At 45.6% G+C, this 15,781-nt stretch carries 12 protein-coding genes; 6 read left to right on the top strand and 6 right to left on the bottom strand.

Going from position 1 to position 15,781, the window contains the following annotated elements; genetic code table 11:
- Positions 1 to 11 precede the first annotated feature (11 nt).
- Positions 12 to 1,373, top strand: coding sequence for an LssY C-terminal domain-containing protein (locus tag A9237_RS01885; protein ID WP_078607423.1), 1,362 nt, complete (start codon positions 12 to 14; stop codon positions 1,371 to 1,373).
- On the opposite strand, the gene A9237_RS01880 is transcribed toward A9237_RS01885, so the two are convergent.
- The 3 genes from A9237_RS01880 to A9237_RS01870 form a co-directional block, all read right to left on the bottom strand.
- Positions 1,370 to 2,719 carry an ATP-binding protein gene (locus A9237_RS01880; RefSeq protein ID WP_005442275.1) on the bottom strand — a complete coding sequence of 450 codons (1,350 nt, stop codon included), beginning with the start codon at positions 2,717 to 2,719 and terminating at the stop codon, positions 1,370 to 1,372. The two genes, A9237_RS01885 and A9237_RS01880, sit on opposite strands and share 4 nt — an antisense overlap.
- Positions 2,709 to 3,368 carry a response regulator transcription factor gene (locus tag A9237_RS01875; RefSeq protein WP_005442273.1) on the bottom strand — a complete coding sequence of 220 codons (660 nt, stop codon included), beginning with the start codon at positions 3,366 to 3,368 and terminating at the stop codon, positions 2,709 to 2,711. Before A9237_RS01875 ends, A9237_RS01880 begins: the two co-directional genes overlap by 11 nt.
- 88 nt (positions 3,369 to 3,456) lie before the next feature.
- The gene (locus A9237_RS01870; protein WP_078607421.1) at positions 3,457 to 3,876 is read right to left on the bottom strand and encodes a PepSY domain-containing protein; all 420 of its coding nucleotides are present in this window, start codon (positions 3,874 to 3,876) and stop codon (positions 3,457 to 3,459) included.
- Between the two features lie 339 nt (positions 3,877 to 4,215).
- On the opposite strand from A9237_RS01870, the gene A9237_RS01865 reads away from it, so the two are divergent.
- The gene (locus A9237_RS01865; RefSeq protein ID WP_078607419.1) at positions 4,216 to 5,559 is read left to right on the top strand and encodes a GGDEF domain-containing protein; all 1,344 of its coding nucleotides are present in this window, start codon (positions 4,216 to 4,218) and stop codon (positions 5,557 to 5,559) included.
- Between the two features lie 74 nt (positions 5,560 to 5,633).
- On the opposite strand, the gene radD is transcribed toward A9237_RS01865, so the two are convergent.
- On the bottom strand, positions 5,634 to 7,388 hold the full coding sequence (gene radD / locus A9237_RS01860; protein WP_078607417.1) for a DNA repair helicase RadD: 1,755 nt from the start codon (positions 7,386 to 7,388) through the stop codon (positions 5,634 to 5,636).
- Between the two features lie 74 nt (positions 7,389 to 7,462).
- Here radD and rsuA point away from each other — a divergent pair, with 74 nt between their 5' ends.
- From rsuA to A9237_RS01845, 3 genes are all read left to right on the top strand, one after another.
- A complete protein-coding gene (rsuA, locus tag A9237_RS01855; RefSeq protein WP_009705818.1) occupies positions 7,463 to 8,164 on the top strand; it encodes a 16S rRNA pseudouridine(516) synthase RsuA in 702 nt (233 codons plus the stop codon).
- Between the two features lie 467 nt (positions 8,165 to 8,631).
- Positions 8,632 to 9,834, top strand: coding sequence for a Bcr/CflA family multidrug efflux MFS transporter (locus tag A9237_RS01850; protein ID WP_078607414.1), 1,203 nt, complete (start codon positions 8,632 to 8,634; stop codon positions 9,832 to 9,834).
- The gene (locus A9237_RS01845; protein ID WP_005442263.1) at positions 9,834 to 10,496 is read left to right on the top strand and encodes a DUF2913 family protein; all 663 of its coding nucleotides are present in this window, start codon (positions 9,834 to 9,836) and stop codon (positions 10,494 to 10,496) included. The genes A9237_RS01850 and A9237_RS01845 overlap by 1 nt, the downstream gene beginning before the upstream one ends.
- 152 nt (positions 10,497 to 10,648) lie before the next feature.
- On the opposite strand, the gene A9237_RS01840 is transcribed toward A9237_RS01845, so the two are convergent.
- Both A9237_RS01840 and A9237_RS01835 read right to left on the bottom strand, forming a co-directional pair.
- A complete protein-coding gene (locus A9237_RS01840; protein WP_078607412.1) occupies positions 10,649 to 12,553 on the bottom strand; it encodes an alpha/beta fold hydrolase in 1,905 nt (634 codons plus the stop codon).
- 217 nt (positions 12,554 to 12,770) lie between these two features.
- Positions 12,771 to 14,210: a DUF2867 domain-containing protein gene (locus tag A9237_RS01835; RefSeq protein ID WP_078607410.1), complete on the bottom strand. Its 1,440-nt coding sequence runs from the start codon at positions 14,208 to 14,210 to the stop codon at positions 12,771 to 12,773.
- A 95-nt stretch (positions 14,211 to 14,305) separates the two neighbouring features.
- Between A9237_RS01835 and A9237_RS01830 the strand changes: the two genes are divergently transcribed.
- Positions 14,306 to 15,682, top strand: a complete 1,377-nt coding sequence (locus A9237_RS01830; protein WP_039842568.1) for an MATE family efflux transporter — start codon at positions 14,306 to 14,308, stop codon at positions 15,680 to 15,682.
- Positions 15,683 to 15,781 lie beyond the last annotated feature (99 nt).

Here is a 15,781-nt window from a genome sequence, read left to right as displayed (position 1 = left end):
TCGGAGGCTGTATGCTGGAAGCGATCAGTCTGTTCTTCGGGGCATTTCTGGATGCGACGATTGGACCTAATCTCTTTGTCCCGGGCGAGCCGTTTCTGCTCGCTGCGGGCTATCAATTACACCAAGGCATCATCTGGGGCGTAATCGCCGTCCTCATTGGTGGTTGGCTTGGTGATCAACTCAGTTACTTTATTGGTAAACGTTCGGGCTCTAAAGCTCAGAGAAAGCTGATTCGTTGGCAAGCTAAGACGAAGCGCCCAATTGCTCGTTGTCGCTTGCTGATGAAAAAGCGTGGTAACGTCATTTTGATCTTTGCTCGTCTACTCGGCCCAGTCGCTTGGGTCGTGCCATTTATGGCGGGTTCAGTGAACGTCAGTTGGAAGCGCTTTACTGTCTGTTCATCAATAGGTTTGATACTCGGTGTTGGGCAATTTGTCGTTGCTGGATACTTGCTTGCTGCAGGTTTACAAACTTGGTTGCCACTGGATTCCCTAAAGTTAATCTTAATCGAACATAAACTTCTTATCGCTTCGGTATTGGTGGCTGTGACATTTACCGTTGTTGCGTGGAAAAAGAATTGGTCACGCAAGTGGCCCAAATCACTGACGGCATTAGTGCTGTGTTTGGTTGCTGCGAATTACGGGCATTTTTTCTATCTTGCTGACGATAATGTTCAGCAAGTCGAGTCCACTGAGATTCAACCAATCGCGTTTAACGATCTTGGTTTTAAAGTGTATCCAGGACGTTCAAATGTATTTGACGCTCAGGCCGTGAATTTGGTCTACGTCGGTGAGTCACCGAGAACCTTAATGCAAGAACTCGGTTGGCTAGAAAATCAAACATTCTCAAGAAACGACATTGAGTTGTCTGATTATGTGAGTTTGTTGAAGCAAAAGCTGCCACCTGTGTCGGATTTGTTTTGGAATGGCAAACCACAAGCGATGGCATTTCAAGAACCCGGAAGCTTACTTAAACGCTCTCATATACGCTGGTGGCAAGCAGGGCACGAGGCAAGCTCAAATCAGTCGGTTTGGGTCGGGGCGATAAGCTATGATGATGGACTCAAATTAGCGCACTATTCCGGTATTGTGACCGTGCTGCATCGGATTGATCCAAACGTAGACAGTGAAAGAGACCGTCTGGCGAATCAAATCGAAATGAGTCATCTAGCCTTAGTAGGGGAATTGCATTCGTTGGCGCAACCTGTCGCAATGGACAATAAACATGACTATTACTCAGATGGGAATGTATTGTTGATCAGCGAGCCTTCACTTGCTTTAAATGTGCTTAATCAGAGCTCAGATACAAAAATGGCACCTAACGATGAAGCATCGATAAGTGCCATTTCAGAGTTATCGCCGGATGTGATTTAAGCTCGACTCTTTTGCAAAATAAGGGTGGCTTTTAAACCGCCCATTTTACTTTCTGAGAGTTCAAGTTGGCCTCGGTAACTGTGTGCCATTTCATTCACGATGTTCAAACCCAAACCAGAACCCGGAGTGGTTTCATCCAGTCGGTAGCCACGCTTAATCACTTGGCATAGTTGTTCAGCAGGAATCCCAGGACCATCGTCTTCAATAACGATATGAATGTTGTCTTTGTCCAAGGTTGAATGAACACGAATGATGCTGTTTGCCCACTTGTAGCCGTTTTCTAGCAAGTTGCCCACCATCTCATCAAGGTCAGTCTTCTCTACTGCCACATTCAGTTCAGAATCGAGCTCGTTAATCAATGTGACATCACGATGTGCATAGACTTTATCAAATGCCATTGAAATGGCATCAACACGCTCAGAAGGGTTTGATTTCACCGAAAGGATGTTCATTGAACCAGCCATTCGAGCACGACCTAAGTGATAGTCGATGTGCTGTTGAATCTGCGTGATTGGCGCGTTCAAGCGATCTTGCTCTTCGGGCTTTAAGGTTTGCACTTCGTTTTTCAAAACCGAAAGCGGTGTTTTCAGCGCGTGAGACAAATTCCCAGCATGGTTACGAGCACGCTCAAGCAGTTCTTGATAATGGAAGAGCAGGGCGTTGAGGTCTGAGATTAACGGCGAAATTTCTTTCGGGTACTCTTCTTCCAAGCCTTTTTTATTGCCGGATTTTAGTTCGGCCAATTCTCTTTGTAACTTGGTCAGCGGGCTTAATGACCACGCGATTTGCAGCAAGATAACGGCGAGTACGCCAGCAAACAGCAATCCCAAGATAATCCAAAGTTGCCCAGTTAAAGATTGAATCGTGCCTTCAATTGGGTCTTCGTCGATACCAATGATGACATCAATAGGGCCATCATAATCAGGAAGGTAAAGGGTCTTTTTCAACGTGATGAGCTTTTCATCGCGCGCGCCAAAAGCATCTTTATCCAATCCTTTGTATTCGATTTTTTTGTCCCACAGAGAGCGAGATCGTTCTAAGCTCGTCTCGGTAGAAGCGCTCCAGTATAAGCCACTGTATGGGCGGCTAAATCTTGGGTCTGAAAGTTGGGTAGGGAGGGTGAGTTTGCCTTTGCTGTCGACTTCAAGTTGGGCGGCGATTTCGTCCATATAAACGTTAAGCTGTGAACGCGTATCGTCCACCATGTAGCTATAAACTTGAGTAGGGATTGTTACGCCAGCAGCAAGGATCATTGCGGTCAGCCAAACGACCGCAGCTAAAACTAAGCGACTCTTGATACTGAGCCGCTTAAGTACATGTATGGAAGGCCTTGCTTTATTCGGCATTCAGTTGATACCCCAAGCCACGAACGGTCTTGATGATTTTCGGTGCGATTTTCTTACGAATACGACCAATGAACACTTCAATGGTGTTTGAGTCGCGGTCGAAATCTTGCTTATAGATGTGCTCGACCAACTCAGTACGGGAAATGACTTTTTCCGGGTTGTGCATGAAGTACGCCACCACTTTGTACTCTAGCGCGGTTAAGCTGACAGCTTGGCCTTGCCATAGAACTTTTGATGAGCGCGTATCTAAGCTTAAATCACCAATCTGCATGACAGGTGATGCGTTACCTGAAGCACGACGCAGTTGAGCGCGGAGACGTGCAGTAAGTTCCACCATTTCAAATGGCTTAGTTAGATAGTCGTCGGCACCTGCATTCAAACCTTCAACACGTTGAGATAGAGTGTCACGCGCACTCAAAATCACCACGGGTGTATTAATGTTTTCGTCTCGAATGCCTTTTAGAACCGTCAAACCATCGAGTTTTGGTAAACCAAGGTCGAGTACGATCGCATCCCATTCTTCAGAAGTAGCGCGATACAAAGCATCGATGCCATCTTGAGAAAGCTCTGGCACCCAGCCATTGTTTTCTAACGTTTCTAAAATCTGTTCGCCTAGGCGAGGCTCATCTTCGACAACAAGTATTTTCATATTCTTTCTTCTTATTATGCTTAGTGACTATTTATGATTGATCAGGTTATGAATGATCAGGTTATTAGTGCACAGTGCTTGCGATTGATTACTGTGGCTTGAGTGCTTTATTAAAGTTACGGCCTTTGATTTCGAGCATTTCCAGCGTTGCTGCGTCGTATTCCACTTTGATTACGCTGTCATTGAACAGGATTTTCAGCTCGTATACCCACTCATCATCGTCTTCTTCAAGTTCTACTTTAATAATACGCCCATACAGATCATTCTCCACTGCTTCATACATATCAGAGAAAGGGCGAATATAGCCTTTCTGAACGGCGCGGTAGACTTCATCCTGATCTTCATCGAACTCGATTCGTGTTCCTGGTTTTTCGACGTCACGAACAATGGCATGACCGTCTTTGTCATCATGATGATCATGGTGAGACGCAAAGCTTGGTGCAGACAATAAAAGCGGTACTAAACCTAGCAGCGCAGGCAGCTTGCGTGGTGTGAAGGATGTAGACATAGCAAAGCCTTTTTCGGAGAGTTAGCAAAATTATATCGGCTCGTACATGAATGGAAAGTGAATACGAAATCGAGTTCAAATTTTTCTACCTTCGTTACGATAAAAAAATAATTTCTGTAATTTAAATGGCTTATAAAGAGATTTAACAGTAATTAGGCACTGGTCGGATTTGCATTTCGCAATATGCCTATAAACAAAAACCTAACAAATGTATATTTTTCGCGCTATACGCTGCTGATATAAATATTACATATAATTGGTCTGGACAAATGATAGGGCATTTTAATTGGATAGCTCGGTGCAGTTCCTAGTGTATGCATGGAGTTCTTAGGGTAGAGAATGCTTCTGTTTAAACTGTCGAAAAATCCTCTGGTCATTTCGTTACTGGTCTATGTTGCCGTCGTTTCTGCGATGAGCTTTTGGGCCATCAATCGCAGTGAAAAAGAGTTCGCTTCCATCGCCAATTATTTGGAGCTCTACAAAAGCACGGCGGTCCTAACTGGATTGAGAATTCAGTCTGACCTAAAACACGATTCTCCAGTCTCCCTTACATTAGAGCATATAAACCAATCGCAACGAGTTAAATCGCTAAACGATGACGAGCTCAATCACAGCGAAAGGATTGCGTTCACCGTATTAGAAGACCTTTATCAGTACAACCGCGAGCTTGCGGAAAGACCCAACGTTCACATTTACTATCGCTCTTACACGGGGCAAAAGCTTATCTTCTCGAAAGCGGGCGACAACCTTGCTATTGAGCCTTCAATGTTCGATCCCGCTTTATGCAGTCAAACTCGCGATTGCACATTGAATATGCACGACTCTGATTTAGCCGACCGAGTTGTCTTTTCTGAAAACTTTAATAACACCGAGACGGGAGAAACGACCTTCAGCATCTCAAGCCCTGTTTATAGTGACGGGAGCATCGTTGGTGATGTTGTCGTTGAGGTTCACGTTAACTATGAGTTTTTGGAAGGGCAGAGCTTATCGACGGAGAAAGTGAACGGGCATTATTACGTCACTATCGGGCATGCAAATTACCCGTTTTATGATCTCGCTGGAGGGCTAATATTGCCGCTTGATAACGTCAGCGTGGTGATCTATCAATTGCCTGTCGTGAAGGTGATCATCGATAACCTTTGGGTGTTGCTAGTGACTTGGGTTTTGGTTCGAACTTATCACCGCCTTTACTCTTCCAATATAAAGCACAGGGATCACTTAGCGCATGCGATTAAAAGTGCCAGTCGGGATGAGCTGACCGAGTTGTACAATCGCAAGGTATTTGAAGATCAGGACTTTGAAGACGCACTTAAAGATGGACACTATTCGGTGATTCTTATCGATGGTAAAAAGTTTAAGCAAATCAATGATACCTATGGACATAAAGCGGGTGACCTAGCGCTTATTCATATCGCAAGAATGATGAAGTCGACCTTTAGGCAGAGTGATTGGTTGATTCGCCTTGGTGGTGATGAGTTTGTGGTTGTTATGCCACATTGCCCGCTGGAGTCTGCAGAGGAGCTTGCTGCCAATTTGCGAGATAGCATCGCTGCACGACCTTTAGTGCGTTATGGCATAGAGGTTGGTGTGACGACGGGGGTGGCTAAAGGAACGAGTGACGAGTCTCTGCTTGATGTGATTGAACTGGCTGATCAAGACATGTATCAGTACAAGGACATTTGAGTCTAAGTCTTAAAGTGAAACAGCGCCGAAGTGGGCGCTGTTTATCATTTTATAGCTGGACGATACTTGAATTTTTACTGCTTGAGTTCGTCTTCGAAGATCTTATCACGAAGCTTCCAGAAACGACCTGATTTACGAGCAATCACAAATTGAGGCAAACGGAAACGATGTTGGTTTGCCACCACTTTCGTTGGTGATGCTTCTTCAAATGGGCGATGTTTGTCGGCAAGGTGAGGGCGCACAAACTGGTCTTTGAAGGTTTGCTTCTGTTTTTTGGTATTCAGTGACCAGAACTCATGCACCAATGCGTTCCCTTCACCTTGATAGGTTTCACCAGAGTATGTCACTTTTAGTTGTGACTTACCGTCACTGGACTTAAACACCGACAAATCCATTTCTGTACATTCGAAGATCAGTGCATCTTTCAGGTTTAATGCTTCTTTGAGTTTTTTGTCTGGATCGACAAGGGTGGCATCGCATTCATGACAAATACGCGCCGCAATGTCGTTATCAGCGCCACATTCCCCGCAGTATTTCGCTCTAAAGCGATAACCACAGTGTTCACGCTCTCCGGTTTCATCATCTTCAAAATATCCTTGGCAGCGACGACCAAAGTGCTCAAGCAAAAAGCCGTTGCTGTCTAACTTTCCCCAGAAGTTGTTATTAAAGCCGCAAGCAGGACAAGGAATGGTGATAATTTCGCTGGTGGAATCGGGCTTAGGGTCGCCCACTTCAGGTTGATATAAGTCATAGCTGTTGCCAGCGTAATCCAGAACTAAACATTCAGATTTGCCTTCCGACAGACGCAAACCACGACCAACAATTTGTTGATACAAACTGACCGACTCGGTTGGGCGCAGAATCGCGATTAAATCCACATGTGGCGCGTCGAAGCCTGTGGTTAAAACGGACACGTTAACCAAGTACTTTATCTCACGATTCTTGAACGACTGAATAATGGCATCGCGCTCAGGTGTTGGCGTGTCACCAATCACTATCGCGGTTTCACCTTTAGGCAGTAATCCATGGATTTCTTGAGCATGGCGAACCGTGGCGGCAAATACCATCACACCTTTACGTTCGTTAGCGTATTGAATGATTTGTTCAACGATTTGCGGCGTCGCACGTTTGGCTTTGTCGATCACCATGTCCATTTCCGCTTCTTTGTATCGACCTGTGTTAGCCGGTTTTAGCTGCGAGAAGTCATAAGACAAGACGGGCGCATCCATCATACGTGCTGGTGTTAAGAAGTTTTCATCCAGCAAGTAACGGATAGGGAGCTCGAAGATACAGTCACGGAAAAAGCGTGATTCTTCAGTGCGAACCTGCCCACGGGTGTGATACTGGTAAATCCAACCCATACTTAAGCGATATGGTGTTGCGGTTAAGCCCAAAACTTTAATGCCCGGGTTAAGCTCTCTCAGGTGAGTAATGACTTTTTGATAGCTACTGGTTTTTTCATCGGGTACACGGTGGCATTCATCAATAACGAGCAAAGAAAACTGGTTCTTGAAGGAGTCCAGATTACGCACCACAGATTGCACCGACGCAAACACCACTTGTTGGTCGGTTTCTTTTCGCCCAAGCCCCGCTGAAAATATTGAGCCTTTCAGTCCATAGCCTTCGTACTTGGCGTGATTCTGTTCCACCAATTCTTTTACGTGAGCAAGTACCAATACTCGACCTTTGGCAAGCCTTGCTAACTCTGCAATGACCAAGCTTTTCCCCGCACCTGTAGGCAGCACAATGACCGCTGGTGTGGAGTGTTTACGAAAATAGTGAATCACCGCTTTTACTGAGTCGGCTTGGTATGGTCGAAGGGTGTACATGAAAATCTGTGAAATTGCTCAACTATTCGAATTAGGATCGCTATAATACCCGACCTTAAACATTAGAGGTATTCATGCGTTTAGATAAATATTTGTGTGATGCACTGGGCGCGACTCGCAAGCAGGCAACGAAGATCATCAAAAGTGGTGAAGTAACGGTTGATGGTGAAGTACAAAAGAGTGGCGCTTTCAAAGTGCCAGAAGGTGGTGTAGTTGAGTGGGAAGGACGCGAAGTCGGTGCTCCGGGCCCTCGTTACATCATGCTGTACAAACCTGCGGACTTTGTGTGTTCACATGAAGATGGGCACAACCCAACTGCATTCGTGTTGCTTGATGAGCCAAAGGTAGAGAACCTTCACTTTGCTGGTCGTCTGGATGTGGACACAACCGGTCTTGTGTTGATCACAGACGACGGTCAGTGGTCGCACCGTATTACGTCACCAAAACACAAATGTGAAAAGACGTACCGTGTATGGCTAGTGGATGCGATTCAACCTGATTATGTTGAGAAGTTTGCTGAAGGTATTGAGCTACGTAACGAACGTGAAGCGACACTGCCAGCACACCTAGAAATCGTCAACGAAGCAGAAAACGAAGTACTTCTGACGATTGTGGAAGGGAAATATCACCAAGTGAAACGCATGTTTGCTGCACTCGGTAATAAAGTAGAGCACTTACATCGTGAGCGTATTGGTTCTATCGTGCTTGATGAAGCATTGGAGCCGGGTGATTACCGATTCTTAACCGAAGAAGAAGTCGAATCAGTTTGGAAGTAATCCATTCTATTCGGAAATAATTGCTGTTCTGGGAAATTGTTTAATTCCCGATAGGAACTAGTGTTTTGGTAGGAAATCGCTCAAAATGAGGGTTCCTACCAAATATGTCTTAGTGTCTGAACAAGACGCACATTCGCCGCTCGTAAACGCAGGCAGAACTGTATTTAATCTGAGAAAAGTCTTTTCTCTTGTTGGTCCTTACTGACGATAAGTACAGACGGTGTTAACGTCACCGCCTCTTCGTTTTAGCTCGGTTATTTTGTCGTTCTGCATACTGATCATGCAGGTTATAGCGTCGAGTTAGTCAAGACCGTCTTGGTATACTTTCGTCTTTTATGATCTTCTCATTAGTAAGGAAACTATGCTCTGTCTCCGTAACTATTACGAATTCAGGGTAGGAGAAGCGTCAATCATCTATCTCAATCAATGTGGAATGTTGATGGGAGGACACAACAAGAGGTAAAGCAATGACAGAAAAAGCCCAAAGTGCTCCCCAGTCACAAATCAGTTTTTTATTGTTCCTTATACTCGGTGCTATTGGTGCGTTGACGCCACTTGCTATCGATATGTATCTGCCGGCGATGCCAACCATCGCAAAAGATCTTGGCGTAACCCCAGGCGCGGTACAAATTACGTTAACGGCTTATACGGCAGGTTTTGCAATAGGTCAGTTAATTCACGGTCCTTTAGCAGACAGCTACGGTCGCCGACCAGTACTCATTTTAGGTGTGCTCTTTTTTGGTTTGGCAGCGGTAGTCAGTGCAACCACTAACGGTATCGATGCGCTAACTTATGTGCGCACTGCACAAGGTTTTGCTGGCGCAGCCGCAGCTGTGATTATCCAAGCGGTTGTGCGTGATATGTTTGACCGTGAAGATTTCGCGCGTGCAATGTCATTCGTCACTTTGGTGATCACGATTGCGCCTTTAGTTGCGCCGATGATTGGTGGTCACCTTGCTATCTGGTTCGGTTGGCGCTCGATCTTCTGGGTGCTTGCTATTTTTGCTGTTGTGGTGATTTTGCTGGTTCTATGGATGATCCCAGAAACGCTGAAACCAGAAAATCGTCAGCCGCTAAGATTCAGAACGACGATTCGCAACTATGCGCGTCTGTGTTCTAACCCTGAGGCATTAGGTTTAATGCTTTCTGGTGCGTTTTCGTTCTCGGGTATGTTTGCATTCCTGACAGCGGGTTCGTTTGTTTATATTGATTTATATGGTGTTCGACCTGACCAATTCGGTTACCTATTTGGTTTGAACATCATTGCGATGATCATCATGACCAGCCTTAACGGTCGTTTGGTGAAGAAAGTTGGTTCACACGCCATGCTTCGCTTTGGTTTAACGATTCAGTTGATTGCAGGTATTGGTCTGTTTGTTGGCTGGATGCTTGATCTCGGTTTATGGGGAATCGTGCCATTCGTTGTGTTGTTTATCGGTACTTTGTCTACGATTGGTAGTAACTCGATGGCGTTGCTGCTTAGCGGCTACCCAACAATGGCGGGTACAGCATCTTCGCTTGCGGGTACACTGCGCTTCGGTACGGGCTCATTGATTGGTGCACTCGTTGCTGCAATGCCGGGTGGCGTGTCGTGGCCGATGATCATCGTTATGTTTGCTTGTTCAGTGCTGTCTGCACTGTTTTATTGGACTTTAGGAAGAAAGGCGTAATGTCTAATTACACCAAAGAAATTCAAAACTTAGTTAACGCTGCTCTGGCGGATTTAGACCAGGAGCATCGCTCAGGTAAATTGGCGAATGCGCCAGTAGCTAATAACCATTACTTAGTTCGTTGGGTAACCAAGGCGCTGAAATCACAACGTTTTGGTCGCACTGTGGGTGATGACTTAACGCGTTGGCAAAAAGCTGGTCGCTCAAAAGGTAATGATGCGGGTTTGCTATTCATCTTCAAACGCATCTCTGGCTTTTACGCGCAGTTTTTCCCAGAAGGTGAAGAGCCTAAAGTGATCAAAGATTCTGACATTGAAGCGTTTCTTGATGCGATGGAGCAAGCGGGTTGGGAAGTGTCTACGTCTGAGCAACTGGTTGGCTGTGGCAAAGTGCAAATCTTCACGGAAGGTCAGAATTCTCTGGCGCTGTGTGCCGACCAGTGCGAAAGCTGTTTTGATGGTGAGCTACTCGTTAAACCAATGAGTTGGTTTGTTCGTGGCAACCACGCTGAGTTTGTCGAAAAAGCATCACAAGCGGGTTATATGGTTCATAAAGTGACCGACTACAAATCCATGGTGAAATACCACGGTGAATACCTGATCTTCCCTGCGAACGAAGGCAATCAACTGGCAGAGATCCCGCTGTCATTTAAAGCAGACTAGACCGTATTTAGCATTTCAATAAGTAACCGAGCTTCACCTTGAGGTGAATTAAGAACGTTACTTATCGGAGATTGCGGTGCTTTAAAGCGTACATACTGTGGTGTGTGCGCTTTTTTGTTTTTGAGGACCTGACATTCACTTCTATCAAGCGATTAAACAAACTTATGGCTGTGATCGTAGAAGTTCATGATCCGCTTCAGTGCCCAATCTCGATATCGGTCGGATTCAATTAAAATGTCATGCCTTGCATGAGGAATGCTTAAAAGCCTTGAACTGGCACAATGCTCATTGAATAAATCTTGGGCAGGCAGGGACACAACGTTATCAGCCTCTGGTTGCACGATTAAAATCGGCGTTTTAATGTCTTTGGCTTGAGCTAAACAATTTTTACCCGCAGCAACGGCTTCGCTAATCCACTTAGGGCTAACACCACCGAGTCTCAAGTTGGGGTGGTTGCTCAACAAATCACTGTAGGCTTTAAAGCGATTAGGGCTACTTGTATGGTCATTACCTTCAAAGGTTTTGGTCACAAATGCCGTTTGGGTAGGGGCGAAATTCGGTGTTTTCTGAAGTTGACTGATGAGTTTAATGGTGGCCGTTTGAATGCCGCCAACCACTTTGGGTAATTTGATACCAAACATTGGGCTTGTTAGGGCGCACGCTTTAACGTTGTGATCATAACTCGCGAGGTATTGAGTTGCGACAGCACCTCCCATCGAGTGGGCGAGCATCATAACTTCGTCTTTATGTTGGCTCTCTACAACCTCTTCAAGAAACTGAGCTAAGTCTTCAACATAATGCTCAAATTGGTCCACGTGCCCAAGTTCGCTGTGTTCTGCCAAGCGTTGCGACTCTCCCTGACCTCGATGATCAAAGGAATAGATATTGAAGTATTGGCTGAGTTCGTAAATGACTTCTTTGTACTTCCAAAACGATTCATTTCGCCCCTGAACAATGACTAACGTTCTTGTATGATTTTGAGGGTTCACGTTAATCCAAGCGATATCATTATTCATCGCGCCTTTGAAGTAACCGCTCTTTCTGCTTTGCCATACATCATCTATTTGTTGGTGATAATTATGGTTATGGTGACTCAACTCCGAGGTAATGGGGTGATAGCGTTTATAGGGTTTGTGAGGAATATTAAGTTTTCTTCCTATGCTGGTCACAAACAAGCGGCCCAGTTGAGCTCCGTGCAAATAATCCGCATCGAGTTGTTTTTTCGTACTCTCCACAACCGAAGATTGTAAGTTCCGTGCCGGAGAGATTTCGTAAATGTTGACATCATCAGGAGGAGAGGCAAGAAAGCGTCGAGTTTGTCGATAAGTTTCTTCGTGTTTGAGCAAAATAGCCGACAGTTCACTCATCGTTTTGGATGGCGCGCGTTTTAGCACGGCTTCTATTAAAGGATGATGTTCGTCAAAGTCGATGGGCATTGTTCGGATCACGACGATGTGTTTGTAACCTCGACGATAAGCTTCTTCAACCGGGATTGGAGCAGAAACACCGCCGTCTAACCAACGTGCGCCATTAAACACAACGGGCTTTTTGTGCAGAGCGGGAATAGCACAAGATGCTCTAAGTACATCCTTCCAATTATCAACGGTGACATCAAAACATTCTGTCGTTAGGTTTCGTGCGTGTGTCGCGACGGCTACGACTTGCTTTGTTTTGAGTAAATCAGAACCTTTTTCCCAATTTAACGGGATGCTTATCTCGGCATTGTCTACTAAAAAATCTAAGTCAAATCCTTCCCCATTGAGCAAGTATTTCGTGAGCTTAAAGAACTCAGGGCGTCGTGTTGTTTCTGTGATGATTTTGTAGGCATGCCCTTGATGCCCACAGATGTACGAGGCGAGGTTGAGAGAGCCAGCAGAAGTACCAATCAGCAAGTCAAAAGGATTGAAATCAGCATGTAGGAAGGCATCTAACACGCCTGCAGTAAAAATGCCTCGCTGACCGCCTCCCTCTGTCACCAACGCGATCTTATCGACGTGTTGCTGACGAAGCATAAAGTTATCGTGGTGTTTACTGCTAATGATGTATCTATTGCCCATTGTGATTCCAAAATCTGCTTAACGTTATAGTCACTAAGTTCAGAACAAAGCCGGTCTAAATAAGGTATGAGCCAAGAATAATATGGGGATTGCACTGAAATAAATTCAATTAAATTTACCGGGTGTTAATCAATATAGAACCTTTTCAATAGCACTCTCAAACCGTCTTTATCTGCTTTGTTTGAAAGTGCTATGAGCGGCTAAGTGCAATGGGGCGTTATTCGTGCTCTAGATGTTCTGCTTCTTTGGCGATCGCTTTTACCATACCTTTGAAGATGAATAGGTGTGCTGGCATCATCGCAAACCAATAAAGCAAACCGGGGAAGCCTTGCGGATGCCACCATGCGGTGATATCGAATTCGCGCTCTTCGCCATCGTCTTTTATTGTTATTTCTAAACGACCAAGTCCCGGACCTTTCATACCGAAAAACAGTGAAAGGAACTGGTTCTCCTCGCAGCGAATAACCTTCCATGAATCAATGAAATCACCCACCTTGAGCTCTGGCCCCGGTGGCGAAACTCGAATGGGTTTTCCTCCACCAAAGAAGATATCGAGCCACTCTCGGGTGCGCCAAAGGATGTTGGCAAAGTAATAGCCTTTTTCAGGGCTCCCGATCTTTTGTGCGACCTTCCAAAGTGATTCTGCCGAGGCTTTTGTCTTAATGCTGGCTCCTGCCTGTTTTGGATAATACCCGTAGCCCGGTTGCCAACGTTTGAGTGCTGCTGGTTCAAACCCCCATACGTTACTGCGCACAAAAGTTCCTTCCGTAGCGATGGTGTCCGCTACGGATTGCTCATAGCTGATTAGCTCTTGTGGAAATCGTTCGTGAATGGCTTTGGTATCAGCAATGTAATCGTGCTCCAAACCAGCAAGCAACGCTTTACCAATACTTGCAGGAACTGACGTCACAATGGCTAACCAATACGACGCCATTTTGGGTGTTAGCAGTGGGGTTGACCAAAGTCGGTAAGGTTTTTTTGTGATTTTACAAATGACTTCAAATTGCTCGCGATAACTTAATGTGTCCGGCCCACCAACTTCATAGATTTCACTTTCTGTTGGTTTGGTTTCTGTCAGTTTAAGCAAGTAGTGATTGAGGTTGGGTAGGGCGATTGGGTTAGCTTTGGAATCGACCCACTTAGGCGCAATCAGAATTGGCAGGTTGTAGACGAAGTCACGCATGATCTCGAATGCCGCAGACCCCGGCCCAATAATCACGCCTGCGCGAAGTTCGGTAACAGGAACGCCAGCTTGACGAATGATCTTCCCCGTCGCTTTGCGTGCTGCTAAGTGTTGAGAGTTGCCTGTTTGGGGCTGAATCGCACTCAAGTAAATAACGTGTTCTACGCGACTTTTCTCAAGTGCGTTTTTGAAGTTCTCTGCGAGGTTTAATTCGTACTCAACAAAGTCGTGACCTTGCGCCATACCGTGAACAAGGAAGAACACCAAATCAAAATCATTCACGACTTCGAGCGTCGCTTCTGCATCTGCGAGGTCTAAATAAGTGAGAGTGAGATTAGGGTGTGGTTGAGTTCGAGATTCTAAATAGTCTATATGACGCGCTGCTGCTGTGACAATGTAACCTTTGTCAAGCAGCTGTGGAAGAAGCTGTGAGCCAATGTATCCGGAAGCCCCAAGTACCAACACCTTTTTCATTCTGAGTCCTTTTTATTGCTGGTGGATTAGTCACCACTGGGTATAATCATGAGACACTTTTCTCGTTCTATCAATAAGTTGTCGTCGGAGCGTGCATGACTTTTTTCTCACAACTGGTTACTCATGCCGATAAGTCGTTTTTACGTCGACTATTTGCCATCGCATTACCCATCACTTTACAGAGCATGATGTTCTCCAGCCGAAGCTTGGTGGATGTACTGATGCTCGGTCAATTGGGCGAGGCGGAAATTGCTGCGGTCGGCGTTGCAGCAAGAGCGACATTCGTTACGACCATCATGCTCCTTGGCGTAACAACCGGCGGCGCGTTGTTAACAGCGCAGTACTGGGGAGCGGGAAACAAAGTAGGTGTAAGGCAAAGTACATCGCTGACGTGGATGATTTCCATGGTATTCGCTGCCCTTACGGTAGTGTTATTCGTTTTGTTCCCAGAACCCATCATGCGCTTGACGACAGATTCGGAAGAGGTGATTCGTCTTGGTGCTGATTATCTCGTTATTTCATCGGTTAGCATGTTTGCTGTTGCTTGTGTCGCAAGTATGGCGGTGGGTCTGCGCGCTATGCATCAACCGGGGCTAAGTACGTTTTTTAGCGGTATCGGCATTCTGTCCAACATCTTCCTTAACTGGGTGCTTATTTTTGGGCAATTTGGCTTTCCTGCTATGGGTATTAAAGGGGCTGCGATTGCCACCGTCATTAGTGGTGCTATTGAAGTAACCTGTTTATTCAGTTACCTGTGGTTTAAAAAGCACATTATTGCTTTTGGTTTGGATGACATTCGTGCCAGCTTAGTGTTGGATAAAATCACCCGTTTCTTAAAACTTTCCCTTCCGACAACATTTAACTTCCTAGCATGGGCGGGCGGCTTGTTTGCTTATCACGCGATTATGGGACAAGCAGGCGTGCAGGGCTTAGCGGCATTGTCAGTAATGACGCCAGTAGAGTCGATTGCTCTTGCTATGATGATCGGTTCATCTAACGCTGCTGCGGTATTGGTGGGTAATCAATTGGGCGCAAAGAACTTTGGTCCGGTTTACTACCAAGCGTGGGCAACCGTAATTCTCAATGTGTTGATTGCCGTCGTTGTCGCGATTTTACTTCTGCTCTCAAACCAACTTATTCTCGATGCCTTTAGTGCTCTGACGCCAGAAACGCGCCACCTAGCTGAACAGTTTATGGTGATTCTTGCTGTCGGGGTGGTACTTCGTTCTGTTCCTATGATGGCTATTGTCGGTGTGCTTCGCGCAGGTGGGGATGTGAAGTTCTGTTTGTACCAAGATCTGATCGCGCAATGGGTAATAAGTATTCCATTAGCTGCCTTTGGTGCTATCTATTTAGGCTTTGAGCCGCAATGGGTTTATTTGCTGTTTTTGACCGAAGAAGTGGTGAAGTGGGGGACATGCCTACACCGCATGGCGAGCAAGAAATGGATGAAAAATTTGATCGATGCTTAGGAAGGGTCGCGAGACAAGTTGCATTTGTACTCTGATAGTGTGATCAACTATTCAAAATACTTCCTACCAACAGGATTTTAGTGTAGATTCTGATTCCAA

The sequence above is a fragment of the Vibrio owensii genome (genome assembly GCF_002021755.1).
Lineage (GTDB): Bacteria > Pseudomonadota > Gammaproteobacteria > Enterobacterales > Vibrionaceae > Vibrio > Vibrio owensii.
This window is presented reverse-complemented; position numbering and strand designations above follow the sequence as displayed.